Here is a 13,591-nt window from a genome sequence, read left to right on the forward strand (position 1 = left end):
GCAGTCCTGCTCCCTCTGCTGGTTGGCACCGTGTTCGCGGCGGGCCACGGGGCCAAGAGGCGTCATGTTGGAGCGGCGAGATGCTTCCGAACCTGATATTCTGCCGAAACCGGATTAAGAAACAATGGCTCCGATGAATGAGCAGGCAGAGGATTGGCCCAGCGTCGGCGAGAAGGCAGCCCGTGGCGAGCCGTCGGGCGATCTGGCCCGCGCCCGTGAGCTTGGTCGGGGACGCGACGCCGACACCCCCGGGGAGATCCCGGCGCGGGGCTGGAAAGACATCCTTTGGCGCATGCTGTGGTTGATTCCGGAGAACCGGATCCTGTCCACCGCGGGCGGGGTCGCCTTCTTTGCCCTGCTGGCGGTGTTCCCGGCAATCGCCACAATCGTGTCACTCTACGGGCTCTTTGCCGATACCAGCACGATCAGGGGACATCTGTCCCTTTTGGTCGGCATTCTGCCCGGCGGCGTGCTGGAACTCATCGGCGAGCAGATCGGCCTGATCGTCGCCCAGGACAGCGACACGCTCAGCCTTGCCTTCGTGGTGGGTTTTCTGATCGCGCTCTGGAGCGCGAACTCGGGCGTTGCGGCCCTCTTCGATGCGCTCAATGTGGTCTATGGCGAGAAAGAGAAGCGCAGCCTGCTGCGCTTTTATGCCACGACGTTCCTGCTCACACTCGGCATGATTGGCGTCGTGATCCTGGCCATCGGCGCGGTGGTGGTGGCGCCTGTCGTGTTCACCTTCATGGGCTTCGTGACCCCGGCCGGACGGCTCCTGAGCATTCTGCGCTGGCCTGCCCTGTTCGTTGTCGTCTTTGCCTGGCTGGCCGTCATCTACCGCTACGGCCCAAGCCGCCAAGATGCCAAATGGCGTTGGGTGACCTGGGGCAGTGCCATGGCGGCCCTGCTCTGGCTAGCGGCGTCGATGCTGTTCTCCTGGTACGTCGCCAACTTCGACAGCTACAACAAAACCTATGGCTCGCTTGGCGCCGGCGTTGGCTTCATGATCTGGATCTGGCTGTCGGTGGTGATTGTCCTGCTCGGCGCCGTGCTCAATGCCGAGATGGAGCACCAGACCGCCGAGGACAGCACGGAAGGTCCGCCTGAGCCGCTCGGATCTCGCGGCGCCAACAAGGCGGATCACGTCGGCCAATCACATGTCTGACCCATCGCCCTAACATCGCGTCCGGAGACACCGCTCATCCGCAGGACCCGCAAACGCCGCCGGAGGGCAGCGCCTGGATTGCGACTGCGGGAGGATCCCACTTGCGCTATCAGGATCATGATGCCCCGGTCTCGCGCCTCACTCCGTTCAGATGGCGGAAGCAACCAGGCTGCGGCTGCCCGGCGGCAGAGCTACCGGCGTCTCGAACCACGTCAGAGCTCACGGGAAGAGCCGAGGCGAGGTGCAGTCTCTCCCGTGAGAAGACCACCAGCGACGTTAAGTTCCCGATGCTGGCCCAGCAGGTCTGAATTCCTTGTCGGATCGCCTGCGAAATCAGGAGGCCTTCTTGGCAGGCTTTTCGGGCTTTTCGGTCCTGCCACCCTGCTTTCGTGACCGATCGCCGGACGAGGGAGCGCCTCCCTCGTTGTCCCATTGTGAGATGCCGTTCTTGGGCTTGCCCTTGGGCAGGCTTGGTCGAGTTTTCGTGGTCATCGGGATGGACCCTTCTAAAGGAGTGCTCTTTACTGAACCCTCTTCGTCTGGCGGTAGATTAGCGGGGCTGCGATGGCGCTCGTGTGATCTCGAATCCTTGTTCAGAAAGCGCGGTTAGGATTGCTCTTGCGAGATCCACCCGCTCCTCGGTCGATATGACGGCCCCGGGATGATTGGGAGCCTTCTGCGCGTGCTGGAGGGTGAATTGGATGGCGTTGACGATGATAGAGAGCACCATCTCTTGATCCTTCATATCAACCTCCGAGGCTGCCTTTAGAGTAACACCAGCGGTCTCCCCCTGTTCCGGAAACCACGATCTCCAGACCAGCCGCGCTGAAGCCTCAGCCACGGTCAGGTCGGTCATCCGGCCCGCCGTTCAAGGAATTGGAGCCTCATTCCCACAGCGAACGCAGTGCTCCTTCATTGACGCAGCGCCTTGTGGACAAACATGGACTTTCCGGCACATGACCCCACATCCTCAGAGGGAGGCTTGATGATCACAATCGCAATCATGGTTGGGCTATTGTTCCTCGCCACCCCAGCAACGGCACAAGAGACCCCGCCATCGACGTGGCGCGACCCGGACACCCGGTGTGTGTATCTTAAGGTGGGAGATACCCTGAGCCTCCGCTACCGCCGTGACGGCGCACCCGATTGTGCGAGCGTTCAGCAGGACAGCACGGACGCATCGATCACTCGCGGTGACTTAAGGGAGCTCACTCAGCAGATGACGCGCTCGATCGAGGAACTACGCCGCGACATTGGAGCAGTCCGGCGAGAGATGGAACATACCCGCAATGAGCTGGAAAATATCCGCCGGGAAACGAGGCGGCCCCGAGCGCCATAGTATTATCTCTGCCTCTTCGAGCTGGTCTGTGACGGGACAGGTTGACCTAAAGCGGGATCGCGGGCTGCGCGGGAGCCCCGTTACTCTGCCGACAGGCCCGCCTCTTGGGCGATCAATTAGCGGTGAGAGACGTTGATGAGTGATCCTCTCTCTGGCTGTGCTCTCAGACCTCAGTCGGGCAGTTTGATGCTGCCGTCTCCGTAGCCTCGCCTTCCGTTAAGCTGCGGTCGTGGTTGCACGGCGGGAGTTGGGGCGGGTATCAAAGCACCCCAAATCTTACGGATGATGGATTTCGCTAAACTGAGGATGTTCTGTGCCATGTCTCGCTCGCTTTCCTTGGTGCAGCCAACGGCTCGGGTTCGCAGTGCCCCCGCGGCGCCTTGGAGCAGGTTCCCGCCCGAACCGGACGGAACCCAATGATGAAGCCTCAACGGCCACGGGCGCGGGCGCCCAGGTCCTCGCGGAGTTCGTGCTCGCGCACGATCCGGTCATACGACTGATCCGCGCTTCTGATCGCGTATTGCGGCTCGCCACGTGGATCATCGAGCCTGACGATCTCATAGCCGCCTTTCCAGACCTCGGGCCGACCGTCCTCCGCGTAGGAGACCGCCTGCCCCACAGCAAACCGGTGCTGGTCCACCGCGTGTGTTGAAGGGCGCTCTTTTGACCGCTCTGTCGTCACCAGAGGCGTTGGGCGCGGTTCTTTGCCGGCGGCCTTAGGTGGAACGCGGCTGGGTGAATAGGTCACCGGCTGCGCGATCTCGACCGGCACTGTCCAATCGAGCAGTGTGCGGCCACCATCGTCCATTACACGCAGAGCATCGGTGCGCGCTGGCCAGCGTCGCATCCCGGCGGGGCTCTGGGCAAATGCCAAAGCTGCGGCGCCGTCGGCCGCGGCAACAGGCCGTGTTCCAATGACCTCAAGGACACCGCGTCGGTATCTCTTGAACTGGACCAGAAATGTCATGGCAGCCTCCTCAATGCAGAGCACGTTCAATGAACGCCTCAGGCCAAGCCAAGTTGAACTTCCCGGATGGCGACCAGTGTCTGCCGTAAACAGAAATTCGCATCGACAGTTTATAAGATATGGGAGTTTGCCACCTGAATAAGTAGGATCAGATCCGAAATAAACATCAAATATTCCACTCGTTCGTGCTATGTTGAGATTTAAGGACAGGAGACTTGTGTTTCCATCGTCCCAAGGAAAACATCATGAAAACCTCAGAATGGCTGAAACCTGGCCTCTATGGCGCCGCCTGTGGCGCTGCCGCGCTTGCCGTCATCGGCTTTTCCTGGGGCGGTTGGGTCACGGGCGGAACCGCCCGCACGATGGCCGCTGATCGGTCGAAAGCCGATGTCGTCGCGGCTTTATCCCTGATCTGCGTTGATCAATCAAAGCGTGATCCCCAGCTTGCCGAGTGCATGGCTGCGATCAAGGCCGCCTCGTCCTGGAACAGGGGCGATCTCGTCATGAAAAACGGGTGGGCGACGATGCCAGGCGCCATGGAAGGCAACAGCCAGGTTGCCAAAGATTGCGCCGATAAGATCGCGGCTTAGGAGCAGGTCATGCGTACGACACGAGAGACCGTTACCTTCGATCACCCGTTCTCGCTGATGGCTGTTGATGGCTTACAGCCCGCCGGTACCTACACGATCGACATTGACGAGGGACTGATTGAGGGGCTGTCGTTTCTCGCCTATAGGCGAGTTGCGACCACCATTTACCTGCCACTGCATCAGGGGCACCAGGGCTCGGTGCAAGCGGTCAGGGTCGATCCGCGGGAACTGACAGCAGCCCACAAAGAGCAGCCGTCTGCCTGAGGCGGGGATCAACCGCCTTTGCTGTGACCGGCATCGTCGATTGAACTCTCACCAGTGGCCATGAGCACCAACACGTCGACGGGTCTGGGGGCTAGGCCCATACAAGTGTCTATGGCTGAGAACCCGCAGCACGGCTTGGCTTGTATACCTCTCGGAAGAGAACGAACGAAGGAGACGCGAATGGCGCCGAACACCCATATGACCGAGGACCAGGTAAGACAGCGTGCCTTCGAGCTTTGGGAGAAACGCGGCTGCCCAGTAGGCTACGAGGCGGAGTTTTGGCACCAGGCCGAGCGTGAGCTGAAAGGGGAAGCAAACAGCGGTGGCATCAGCGCGAATGCCACTTCCGCGAAGAGTGGCTCTGGATCTGACGGCCCGGCTTAGCAATAGATTTCGGAGCCATGCGAGCTGGCGATGACAGTCAGTTGTTGCGTGACAGACGGCTGCCGCAAAGTCGGCCGACGATGCCTCGATCACGGTGACGCGCTCCTCCAAGCACGTCCCCACGGCCGATCGAGCCGGGGAATGGTTCGGCGGGCAGGTGTGCGCTGAACAACGCCGGGGTCCCACCTTGGGAATGGCTTTTCTGGCAAGGGTTGACGAAAGCGGGTATGGTTCACTGCGGATGCACGGACAGGCTCAGGTCCGGGAGGGAGAACGGCCATGGCTCCGGTCTCAATGCCACCGCGTTCCCCGTTGTCACCGATCCAAGATGATCGGCCGCCGGAACCGAATGCCGTGTCGACGGAGGCACTCGACGAGGCAGAGATGCCGCTGCCATCCAATCCACAGACGCTCTTTCTCGGTGGGCTTTTCGCCTTGGCCGCTTTGGCGGCGCTCTACGTGGCAAGCGCGATCATCCTTCCCGTCGTACTCGCTTTCGTGTTGAAGCTGCTTCTGCAACCCGCTGTGCGTCTCCTGGAGCATGTGCATTTCCCCCGGGCGGTCGGAGCGCTCGTAGCCATCCTGCTGGTGACTGGAACGCTTGTGGGTGCCGTAGCGGCCCTGTCAATTCCCGCCGCGACTTGGACGGAAAGGTTGCCGCAGGGCATCCCGCGCCTCGAAGCCCACCTGGCGGTTCTCACGGGGCCGATCCAAGCGTTGCAAAAGGTCATCGAGCAGGCCGAGCAGGCCGCCGACGCTTCCGGGCCAAAGGGTCCCACGATTGCGGTTCGCCGCGATCTTGGCCTGACAAGTGCGTTGTTCACGGGAACGCGGTCCATCCTCGACGGCCTGTTTACGACCGTTCTGGTGCTCTACTTTCTGTTGGTGTCGGGCGATCTCTTCCTTCGCCGCATCGTCGAAATCCTGCCGAAGTTCAGCGACAAGCGGCAAGCCGTCGACATCTCCCAGCAGATCGAGGAGGACATATCCGCCTATCTCGTGACGATCACGGCCATGAATGCGGCGGTGGGAGTCGCGACCGCGGCCGCGATGTATCTTTGCGGGCTGGGAGATCCTCTCTTGTGGGGGGCCACAGCCTTCCTGCTCAACTACATTCCGATCTTAGGACCGATGTTTGGGATCGGCATCTTTCTTCTCGCCGGAATGCTGAGTTTCGACAGCTTATGGTGGGCGCTGCTGCCGCCGGCCCTCTATCTCGGCATTCACCTCGTCGAGGGCGAAACTCTGACACCCATGCTGCTGGCGCGGCGCTTCACGTTGAACCCCGTGCTGGTGATCTTGTCGCTGGTGTTCTGGTTCTGGATGTGGGGCGTGCCCGGCGCGATCTTGGCCGTTCCGATGCTGGCGATTCTGAAGATCGTTTGCGATCGGGTGCGCCCGCTGAAGGCCCTGGGACACTTCCTCGAAGGAACATAGCGGTATCACCTCCGCTCGCTCGCACCTCCCCCAGAGCGCCCGCGAGCTCATCGAGGCTGAGACCCAATCGTCGTATCCGCCGACTCAATCCAGGGGCCGCCGGACCTGATCTGCACCAAGGCCAAATTGGAGCAGTCTCTTTCGTTAGACTTACTGCCGCGTTCGGCGCCTGGTTCAAAAACCTTGGCAATAGCACCTGGTCGAGGGGCAGATCAGCGGCCGGGTGTTTGCCGGGACGCGCCGGCATCGGAGCAGTAGGGTAGAGCATCGGACGCAAAAGTGGGAGCCGGTTTTGCGTGGAAAGATGCTCAGAATCAAAAACTTAAAGCATCGGACGTGAATTCGAATTCACGTCCGATGCTTTAGCTTCTGAGACGGCACAAACGGGACACTGGGGGGCCTCCTTTCTGAGCCCCAGGTGAGGGTCTGGCGCGCTGGCGCCCGGCTGAGCGCAAGGGCGCGAGATCTCTGGGGCGAGCCACCGGGCCTAAACTGAGGTGTGCGCCGCTTTGGGCGGCACCGGATTTGCGCCAGTGCCGCTTGGTGCCGTGCAGTTGCGGGTAGCGCCGCTCCGCCAACATTCGACCCGGAGCATGCACCGGGAGCCGGCCACCGCAACTGTTTGTGAACGAGCCCTCGATGCGAGACACATCGAATAAGGGATTTTGGTCCCCTGATGCGGAGTGATATCTATAGGGTGGCATGGCCGGATTCGAGGAAGAGAGAGCTGTGCGCTACTTACCCAGCTCCTATCTGAAGCATCACTGGCGGTTCTATGCCTCTGCGGCGTTCGGCATCCTTGTTTGGATTTCGACTGGAATGCTTGCTCGGCCCCTGCACGTCGCCATAGCGGGTGACGCCTTCTTCGGCGGCTATCTCTTGTCAGCGCTGAATACGGTGATAAATGCAACGTCGGCAGACATGCGCCGACGCGCTGCGTCAAGGGATGAAGGCATATTCCTGATCACCCTGCTGACCCTTGCGGCCGTCAGTCTGAGCCTCGGGTCAATCTTCTTGTTGGTCAACGAGCCGGAAAAGCCGAATGCTGCTCAACTCATGCTCGCCATGATCAGCGTACCACTGGGCTGGACCACGCTTCACACCATTATGGGGTTTCACTACGCGCACCTCTTCTATCGCAGACATTCCGTAGAGGTCGCGAGCGATGCGGGTGGCCTCCAGTTTCCTGGAACGGAGGAGCCCGCTTTGTGGGACTTCCTATATTACTCGTTTGTTGTAGGAATGACGGCCCAGGTCTCGGACGTGCAGGTGCGAACGACCCCGATGAGACGCATCACTCTCGCCCACGGGGTGGTGTCATTCTTCTTCAATGCGGTCATTCTGGCCCTGGCTGTGAATATTGCTGTTGGATCGGCTCATTAGCACGAACCAAGCCGGAAATACTTCCAAGCGCTGGGAGACCCATGGTATTCTAATGCGTGCGGCGTGCCTTCGGCTGATCGACGGGGCGGCTCCAAGAACTGCTGGCTCCGCCCAGGGGTACAGTAGATCGCGTCTCCTGCCGCTGCCTTTCCGCGTCGTAGGGCAACAGCCGGCTGGAGGTTTTCACGTCTGTTAATGTTCAATTCTCTGCACCTTTATTGACTTAGATCAATAAAGGTGTCGGTGCAGAAATATAGTTTCATGTTACGCATAACTAAAGCGCCGCCATGGACAGGAGAAATGATATGATGACGACGCGTTTTGTAATGACTTCTCTTGGTGTGATCCTGATCTCCGCTGCGGCCCTCGCGCAAACCAATCCACCGACCCCAAATACGACAGCGGCTAACCCTGCGGCCTCTGGAAAGTTCTTAAGTCAGGTGGAACCGGAGAAATGGCGCACCTTCAAGCTGAAAGGGCTGGACGTTTACAACAGCAATAATGAGCACGTTGGCGATATCAGGGAACTGCTCCAAGACCGTGGCGGCAAGATCGAAGCTGTGGTGATCGGAGTTGGCGGTTTTCTCGGTATGGGCGAGCACAATGTTGCGCTGCCCTACGATGAGATTCAGTGGGTTGAAAAGGGAAGCTCTACGACTGGTTCGACAACGGATACGACCCGGACGACGACCCCGAACAACCCCAATGAGTCGGTCCGCACGACCGGAACGGTGACGCGCACCACAAATGTCCCCGGTCCGTCCTACCCGGACCATGCCGTGATCAAGATCACCAGGGAGCAGCTTAAGGCGGCTCCAGCATTTAACTTCTCTGATTGACAGCTTCGTCGGAGAAGCACTTTCCGCGCTTTGGCTCCTGCGCTGCGGATCAATCACATCCTGCGCAGCTACGTCTCGGCTGGTTGCAAGTGCGGGTGCACGACTGCCGTGACGAAGGCGCGCTTAGAACCGTACGAAGGTTCGGCCATGCCCTTTCGGATGCGTCGCAAATTTGGAACCGGGACACGAAGACGGCTGAGGTCCCGTTATGAGTTCAGACGGCTTTGTCCTGGATGGTCTGGTCCAGAGCCGCCGCAACGGGACAGTCCCAAACGTCTGCTGCGCAAGCTCCTGAAGAAGAATGCCATGACTCCACGCGTCATGATCACGGACAAACTTGCATCATACGGCGCTGCTCGCAGGGAGATGGGCCTGAGCATCGAACATCGGCAGCATAGGGGCTCGAACAACCGGGCGGAAAACTCGCATCAACCCACCCGCCGACGCGAACGCCAGATGAAGCCTTCAAGTCAGCGCGACAGGCGCAGCGCTTCCTCTCGATCCACGATCCGATCAGCAATCTGTTTCACCTGCGACGCCATCGGGTGACTGCCGACGCCTATCGCAAGGCCCGCCAAGCTGCCTTCGAGACATGGGCGGATATCACCTCTGTGGCGCTTGCCGCTTGAAGCCGATGCTGTTTTCAGCATGAATTCTGTCGAATGCCGGTTAACGTGACGATGCGGTCGACAGGGCCTTCGACGGTTGCCGCGGCCGCCAAATGGCAGCCGCAACTGTAGCCATTGCTTCGATGTTTTCCTAATTGGAAATAAGGCCAACGGTGTACTGAGGTCGCCATTGCCTCGGGATTCCGGAGGGGAACCACACGGGACCGAAAGAAGTTTCGGCATGGTGCGATGGCGTATGCGTACCGACCGCACCGGCACCTGTGCTTTCATACAGACCCGCTACTTTCTTTAGCGGTGAACCTGCGCGGCCGAGTCTGGATCCGTGAGCTGAACCATGATTGATGGCGCATCCTCGCCCACAGCGATAGCAGAGATGACCGCCGGAGGCGAGGTTGGAGGCGCGGCGGGACGACAGCAGCCCTGCCGAGCACAGGCGGATTGCGCCATAATCGCTCTGACGGCAGGGCTGAGTATCCTGTGCTCCCCGGAAACGGCGAGCGCAGGTCCGTTTGACCGCTTTACTGGCTCGTTTTCGGCCACCGGAACCGTAACGGAGGGGCCGAATGCAACGACCTATCCCGTGCGGTGTAGGTTCCAGGCATCCCAACAAGGCCCGACCGGCTTAGCGCTGCGAGGAACATGCTCGGCTTATCTGGTTGTTTCCAGAACCATAAGCGCCGACCTTGCCCTCAATCCTCGGTCTGGCAGGGTCAGTGGGACGTACACGGGTTCGCAGGTCGGGACGGCGCGCCTGACCGGCCGGCAACAGGGCAGTGTCATTAGCCTGACCATCAACTGGCCAGCCCCGGTCTTCGGGAACATGACCTCAGACATGAGGCTCGCCAGCATCGACCCGGCTCGTGTTCGAATACTGGTGCTAAGCCGCATCGGCGAGAATGGCGCTGTGCGCGCCACAACCGATCTCATCCTGACGCGTCAAACCAGATGAAATCTTGCCTCCGTCTCTCTTGCCGCTGCGATCAGCTGCTGGTTGTGAGTCCGGGTTCAAATGTCACTGGTGCAAACGCACCTGACGCCGCCGTAAATCCCGGCTTGTAGTGTTAGGCCAGTGACTTGCGAGGGCAGCCAAGTATGAGAGATTGGCCCCATCGAGGAACGACGATGGGACTTCTGTGAGACCAAGCTCAACTTGGTTTACTTCTTGAGCGCGTCTTTGACGCTGCCGACGGCATTTTGGATCTTACCCTTGGCCTGATCCGTCTTGCCTTCGCTTTGGAGCTTGGAGTCGCCCGTCAGATCGCCGGCAGCCTGTTTGATCTTGCCGCCTGTGCGTGTCGCTGAGCCTTTGATGCGATTTTTGTCCATGATTCTCTCCTGAGGGCTGACGTGTATCGACGTCATCAGAAGCAAGCATTGGCGCACAAGATCGTTCCTGTGGCATGAGCGCATCCATGAGCCGGAAGTCCTGTGAGGGAAACCACCGCGGATGATCCTCCTAAATCGGCCACTATCCTGAACGAGACTGACGCTGGGCGCCGTTTCAAGGATGAATACGATGCCCTGTTCAGCTCCTATGGTTCTCATCGCCGCCCTCGGTTTTGGAAGCATGGCTCAGGCTCAGAGCACTCCCGCCGCGTCCCGTGCGCCTCAGTTCATCACGGTCAATAACAATGCCATTCTCAGCTCAAGGCTGATCGGATTGGATGTCCAAAATGCCAGTGGCAAGGAGATGGGTAAGATCGAGGACATCGCCTTTGAAGGCGGCCAGATCTCCGGCATCGTGCTGTCGGTCGGCGAGGCCTTGGACGTCGGCCAAAGATATGTGGCCGTGGATCCCTCATCGATCTCGATCCGGTATATGGAGGGCGAGAATAAGTGGCATGCGGCGATGAACGCCGACCTCAATCAGCTCAAGTCGGCCCCGGAGTTTCGTTACGAGGGCAAGTGGACACGTTAATCTTCCATCGGTCACCATCTCGCCTTAAGTCGCGGGCCATATGGCCGAATGACAATGAATGTTGAAGCACCGGCCCGGCTTATCTTCTGGCATGATTTATCTTCTGGCATGATTATGATGGGGCGATAAGAGGCCAGGATTTCCCGACACTCGGCGGAGCCCTTGCGGCAGTGCTGCGAGATCGGATGCCTCGGGTTCATTGGATTGTGACCAACAGCGGGAACATCATTCGACCTTGGCATATTGCTTCGCTGCTGATGCGTCACCGTAATCGGATTTGCCTGTCCAATCGGGAGGGTCGGAGCCATGAGCCATCCTGACCTCAGTCGACCGGCTCAGGTCGTCTGGTCCGCCCCTGACGAGCCGACCCGGCAGCAGACGGGAGATCCGGGGACTGTCAAGCAGTTCAGCTGTCTAAAAGACGCCGTGGTCTTTACATTGGAAGGTCTGCCGGAACGATACCGTGAAAGCGCTCGCATCACTGTCGTGGATGGGGGCTCATTGGATTTCGATCAGATCAAATGCATCTACGCCGACATCATCAGATCCTGACATGCCGAATGCTAGAGGCAGTCTTCTCCACTGGATCTATCTAAGGTTTCGCAGCTTGCGCTTCGCAAAGCTCTGTCAGGCGCTGTCGTTGATCCGGCTGTATCCGGCGATCTGCTCAAGATTCTCGATCAGAACGCGACCCATCTTCTAATGCAAGGCCATGATCTCGATTTCGGCCTTGAGGTTGGTCTCATAATCGAGGCCAGCAGCAATGCGATCCCGGGCCGCCTACCGATTCTGTGACATCAGAACGAGCGGAGCCTGCACGGCAGCGATCATCGAGAGAACCAGATTGAGAAGGATATAAGGGTAGGGATCGAACGCCCCATTGGCCCGCTACAGCGGAATCGTATTGAGACGGGTCCGGACAAGGAGGCTGCTCAGGAAGGTCGCGATAAAGGCCCATGGCCCTCCGAACCCGGCGACGCGGTCAGCCCAACGGTCTCCCCGCGCTTCTTCCTGTTGGAGTGCGTGGTTGACGTTTCGGGTCACATGGCGGCGGGCTGCAATTTGCGTCAGAAGGCGGCGTTCCCGTTCGGAGAACCGGTCAAAGCCGCTCTCCCGAAGTTGCTGGGCCAATTGTCGGATCTGATCGGGCTCACCCGCATCGTCCCCTCGCGCCGAGATCCTCCTGGAGCTGGGATTCTCTAACAACCCGATCATACGTCTGCTCATCGCTGCGGATCTGGGACTGTGGCTCCCGGTCTCCGGCAGGGAGAAGGAAGACGATCTCGTAACGCCCGCTCCAGACATCATGGGGTGGATAGGCCTCGGCATAGCTGACGTGCGGGCCGACGGCGTAGCGATGCGTTCTCATGACACAGTTCTTTCCGGTCCTGGGGCAACGTCGCCAATCCTGCTCGTCTGTCACCAAGACCAGCCGCGCACGACGATGAAGTACACGGCAATCGACGCCGCGATTACAACGATGACGAGCGTCAGGTTCAGTGGATCATTGATCCAGGGCAGGCGATTTTTATCGAACATCTTGTCCTCCTTTACCGCAGGGTTTGGTAATGCTTGACCGTTCTTTCTCGAGTGCCCGCTTCGTAGAGGAGGAGGCACCCGGCGATGAGCAGAACCGAGACTACCGCTTGTCTAACATTGTTCTGCTCCTTGAATGAACCATGTCGAACTTTATAAATAAATAATCCTTATATCGGTTTGATTTATTATTTCCCAGCATACTCTCTTGTCTGCATCCTAGATATAGAAATCGTAGTTACTTGATATTTATTTTGTGAATCACCTGTAATTGCAGCTCACACCCACCATATTAATTTAAGATGAACTTTGTTCTTACTTTGCGATGGCCAAGATTCTTATATGAGAGGGGGAGGTTCCCCATGTGCCCGAACAGCCGCTTCATGTTCGATCTTCAGCACTATCGAACGCACGACGGCCCCGGACTGACGCTTCACGCCCTGTCGATGATGCAAGCCATGTGGGATCAATTGACGGCGCTAGAGGTGTCGGGGATCCGGACCCCATCGGAACTCATCGAGAAAGTCGAAGAGAGCTACAGTCTCTCCCACGAGCAGGCGACCAGAGATGTCGAGTTCTGGGCCCTGGATAAGCAGCTTTGAGCCGGTCGCTGTATGACGAGACCAGCCCCAATTCATGGAGGCGATGATGTTTGGCTATCAGGGCGGCGAAAGCAACGAAACAGTAACTCGCAAGACAGGCTGCCGCGATGATGCGAAACGCCAGTGGAGTTGCCTGACGACCTTGGACCTGTCGCAGGTCAAGAACGAGGAGCAACTCGTTGCGATGGTAAAAGTGCGCTACGGCCTGCCCGATGAGACGGCCAAGGCTGACGTCGCGCGCTGGATGGCAGGCAAGCAGTTTTGATCAGTTTCTCAAACCTGGAGCGGGCCCGAGCCCTCACTCCAGGCTCACAGGTGTGGAGATCCGTTGATGTCGACCGAATTTTACGTCGTCAAGCACCATGGGGCTTGGCGCATTCGCGTGAATGGCAAACATCATGGCGAGTACGACTCCCGCGTTGCCGCCATCAATGCCGCAGCGGCGGAAGCCCACGCCGTTGGTGCGGGAGCAAAAGTCTTCAGCACGGGGATTGTGAGTCAGTATGGCCGTGAATGGTCGGCAAGAGAGAGCTAGGCC

18 protein-coding genes and 1 pseudogene are annotated in these 13,591 nt (G+C 59.1%); 13 read left to right on the forward strand and 6 right to left on the reverse strand.

What is annotated here, in order from left to right:
- The first annotated feature begins 124 nt into the window (after positions 1–124).
- Positions 125–1,165 carry a YihY/virulence factor BrkB family protein gene (locus AB8841_RS21455; protein ID WP_370437820.1) on the forward strand — a complete coding sequence of 347 codons (1,041 nt, stop codon included), beginning with the start codon at positions 125–127 and terminating at the stop codon, positions 1,163–1,165.
- Positions 1,166–1,498: 333 nt separating this feature from the next.
- Here the strand turns inward: AB8841_RS21455 and AB8841_RS21460 are convergent, their stop codons facing one another.
- The 3 genes from AB8841_RS21460 to AB8841_RS21470 all read right to left on the reverse strand — a co-directional run bounded on the left by AB8841_RS21460 (position 1,499) and on the right by AB8841_RS21470 (position 3,471).
- Positions 1,499–1,657: a hypothetical protein gene (locus tag AB8841_RS21460; protein ID WP_370437821.1), complete on the reverse strand. Its 159-nt coding sequence runs from the start codon at positions 1,655–1,657 to the stop codon at positions 1,499–1,501.
- Between the two features lie 58 nt (positions 1,658–1,715).
- Positions 1,716–2,021 carry a hypothetical protein gene (locus AB8841_RS21465; RefSeq protein WP_370437822.1) on the reverse strand — a complete coding sequence of 102 codons (306 nt, stop codon included), beginning with the start codon at positions 2,019–2,021 and terminating at the stop codon, positions 1,716–1,718.
- 910 nt (positions 2,022–2,931) lie between these two features.
- Positions 2,932–3,471: a hypothetical protein gene (locus AB8841_RS21470; protein WP_370437823.1), complete on the reverse strand. Its 540-nt coding sequence runs from the start codon at positions 3,469–3,471 to the stop codon at positions 2,932–2,934.
- Positions 3,472–3,716: 245 nt separating this feature from the next.
- On the opposite strand from AB8841_RS21470, the gene AB8841_RS21475 reads away from it, so the two are divergent.
- The 7 genes from AB8841_RS21475 to AB8841_RS21505 all read left to right on the forward strand — a co-directional run bounded on the left by AB8841_RS21475 (position 3,717) and on the right by AB8841_RS21505 (position 8,917).
- Complete coding sequence (locus AB8841_RS21475) at positions 3,717–4,061, forward strand: hypothetical protein (RefSeq protein WP_370437824.1); 345 nt, start codon at positions 3,717–3,719, stop codon at positions 4,059–4,061.
- Between the two features lie 9 nt (positions 4,062–4,070).
- Positions 4,071–4,325 (forward strand): hypothetical protein, encoded by a 255-nt coding sequence (locus AB8841_RS21480; RefSeq protein WP_370437825.1) that lies wholly within the window; start codon positions 4,071–4,073, stop codon positions 4,323–4,325.
- 180 nt (positions 4,326–4,505) lie between these two features.
- Positions 4,506–4,709, forward strand: a complete 204-nt coding sequence (locus AB8841_RS21485; RefSeq protein ID WP_370437826.1) for a DUF2934 domain-containing protein — start codon at positions 4,506–4,508, stop codon at positions 4,707–4,709.
- A gap of 279 nt (positions 4,710–4,988) precedes the next feature.
- Complete coding sequence (locus tag AB8841_RS21490) at positions 4,989–6,146, forward strand: AI-2E family transporter (RefSeq protein ID WP_370437827.1); 1,158 nt, start codon at positions 4,989–4,991, stop codon at positions 6,144–6,146.
- A gap of 702 nt (positions 6,147–6,848) precedes the next feature.
- Positions 6,849–7,529 carry a DUF1345 domain-containing protein gene (locus tag AB8841_RS21495; protein ID WP_370437828.1) on the forward strand — a complete coding sequence of 227 codons (681 nt, stop codon included), beginning with the start codon at positions 6,849–6,851 and terminating at the stop codon, positions 7,527–7,529.
- A gap of 305 nt (positions 7,530–7,834) precedes the next feature.
- Positions 7,835–8,368, forward strand: a complete 534-nt coding sequence (locus AB8841_RS21500; RefSeq protein WP_370437829.1) for a PRC-barrel domain-containing protein — start codon at positions 7,835–7,837, stop codon at positions 8,366–8,368.
- Between the two features lie 321 nt (positions 8,369–8,689).
- Positions 8,690–8,917, forward strand: a complete 228-nt coding sequence (locus AB8841_RS21505; RefSeq protein ID WP_370439336.1) for a DDE-type integrase/transposase/recombinase — start codon at positions 8,690–8,692, stop codon at positions 8,915–8,917.
- A 1,235-nt stretch (positions 8,918–10,152) separates the two neighbouring features.
- Here the strand turns inward: AB8841_RS21505 and AB8841_RS21510 are convergent.
- Positions 10,153–10,323, reverse strand: coding sequence for a CsbD family protein (locus AB8841_RS21510; RefSeq protein ID WP_370437830.1), 171 nt, complete (start codon positions 10,321–10,323; stop codon positions 10,153–10,155).
- Between the two features lie 190 nt (positions 10,324–10,513).
- Between AB8841_RS21510 and AB8841_RS21515 the strand changes: the two genes are divergently transcribed.
- Positions 10,514–10,915: a PRC-barrel domain-containing protein gene (locus AB8841_RS21515; protein ID WP_370437831.1), complete on the forward strand. Its 402-nt coding sequence runs from the start codon at positions 10,514–10,516 to the stop codon at positions 10,913–10,915.
- 306 nt (positions 10,916–11,221) lie between these two features.
- Positions 11,222–11,467 carry a hypothetical protein gene (locus AB8841_RS21520; RefSeq protein ID WP_370437832.1) on the forward strand — a complete coding sequence of 82 codons (246 nt, stop codon included), beginning with the start codon at positions 11,222–11,224 and terminating at the stop codon, positions 11,465–11,467.
- 228 nt (positions 11,468–11,695) lie between these two features.
- On the opposite strand, the pseudogene AB8841_RS21525 reads toward AB8841_RS21520, so the two are convergent.
- Both AB8841_RS21525 and AB8841_RS21530 read right to left on the reverse strand, forming a co-directional pair.
- Positions 11,696–11,782, reverse strand: a pseudogene (locus AB8841_RS21525) (DUF1003 domain-containing protein); the annotation flags it as partial.
- Between the two features lie 283 nt (positions 11,783–12,065).
- A complete protein-coding gene (locus AB8841_RS21530) occupies positions 12,066–12,284 on the reverse strand; it encodes a hypothetical protein (RefSeq protein WP_370437833.1) in 219 nt (72 codons plus the stop codon).
- 529 nt (positions 12,285–12,813) lie between these two features.
- Here AB8841_RS21530 and AB8841_RS21535 point away from each other — a divergent pair.
- From AB8841_RS21535 to AB8841_RS21545, 3 genes are all read left to right on the forward strand, one after another.
- Entirely contained in the window at positions 12,814–13,053 is a 240-nt protein-coding gene (locus AB8841_RS21535) for a hypothetical protein (RefSeq protein WP_370437834.1), read from the forward strand.
- A 43-nt stretch (positions 13,054–13,096) separates the two neighbouring features.
- On the forward strand, positions 13,097–13,318 hold the full coding sequence (locus AB8841_RS21540) for a hypothetical protein (RefSeq protein WP_370437835.1): 222 nt from the start codon (positions 13,097–13,099) through the stop codon (positions 13,316–13,318).
- A gap of 66 nt (positions 13,319–13,384) precedes the next feature.
- Positions 13,385–13,588, forward strand: a complete 204-nt coding sequence (locus tag AB8841_RS21545; RefSeq protein ID WP_370437836.1) for a hypothetical protein — start codon at positions 13,385–13,387, stop codon at positions 13,586–13,588.
- The last annotated feature ends 3 nt before the right edge of the window (positions 13,589–13,591 follow it).

The organism is Microvirga sp. TS319 (assembly GCF_041276405.1).
In the GTDB taxonomy this organism is placed as follows: Bacteria; Pseudomonadota; Alphaproteobacteria; order Rhizobiales; family Beijerinckiaceae; genus Microvirga.

Bases quoted from the DNA above. Each gene is read 5' to 3' on its own strand.
- AB8841_RS21530 (WP_370437833.1), bottom strand. From the start codon at position 12,284: ATGAGAACGCATCGCTACGCCGTCGGCCCGCACGTCAGCTATGCCGAG.
- AB8841_RS21535 (WP_370437834.1), top strand. From the start codon at position 12,814: ATGTGCCCGAACAGCCGCTTCATGTTCGATCTTCAGCACTATCGAACG.
- AB8841_RS21490 (WP_370437827.1), top strand. From the start codon at position 4,989: ATGGCTCCGGTCTCAATGCCACCGCGTTCCCCGTTGTCACCGATCCAA.
- AB8841_RS21545 (WP_370437836.1), top strand. From the start codon at position 13,385: ATGTCGACCGAATTTTACGTCGTCAAGCACCATGGGGCTTGGCGCATT.
- AB8841_RS21465 (WP_370437822.1), bottom strand. From the start codon at position 2,021: ATGACCGACCTGACCGTGGCTGAGGCTTCAGCGCGGCTGGTCTGGAGA.
- AB8841_RS21460 (WP_370437821.1), bottom strand. From the start codon at position 1,657: ATGACCACGAAAACTCGACCAAGCCTGCCCAAGGGCAAGCCCAAGAAC.
- AB8841_RS21480 (WP_370437825.1), top strand. From the start codon at position 4,071: ATGCGTACGACACGAGAGACCGTTACCTTCGATCACCCGTTCTCGCTG.
- AB8841_RS21520 (WP_370437832.1), top strand. From the start codon at position 11,222: ATGAGCCATCCTGACCTCAGTCGACCGGCTCAGGTCGTCTGGTCCGCC.
- AB8841_RS21540 (WP_370437835.1), top strand. From the start codon at position 13,097: ATGATGTTTGGCTATCAGGGCGGCGAAAGCAACGAAACAGTAACTCGC.
- AB8841_RS21505 (WP_370439336.1), top strand. From the start codon at position 8,690: ATGATCACGGACAAACTTGCATCATACGGCGCTGCTCGCAGGGAGATG.
- AB8841_RS21515 (WP_370437831.1), top strand. From the start codon at position 10,514: ATGCCCTGTTCAGCTCCTATGGTTCTCATCGCCGCCCTCGGTTTTGGA.
- AB8841_RS21510 (WP_370437830.1), bottom strand. From the start codon at position 10,323: ATGGACAAAAATCGCATCAAAGGCTCAGCGACACGCACAGGCGGCAAG.
- AB8841_RS21470 (WP_370437823.1), bottom strand. From the start codon at position 3,471: ATGACATTTCTGGTCCAGTTCAAGAGATACCGACGCGGTGTCCTTGAG.
- AB8841_RS21455 (WP_370437820.1), top strand. From the start codon at position 125: ATGGCTCCGATGAATGAGCAGGCAGAGGATTGGCCCAGCGTCGGCGAG.
- AB8841_RS21485 (WP_370437826.1), top strand. From the start codon at position 4,506: ATGGCGCCGAACACCCATATGACCGAGGACCAGGTAAGACAGCGTGCC.
- AB8841_RS21475 (WP_370437824.1), top strand. From the start codon at position 3,717: ATGAAAACCTCAGAATGGCTGAAACCTGGCCTCTATGGCGCCGCCTGT.
- AB8841_RS21500 (WP_370437829.1), top strand. From the start codon at position 7,835: ATGATGACGACGCGTTTTGTAATGACTTCTCTTGGTGTGATCCTGATC.
- AB8841_RS21495 (WP_370437828.1), top strand. From the start codon at position 6,849: ATGGCCGGATTCGAGGAAGAGAGAGCTGTGCGCTACTTACCCAGCTCC.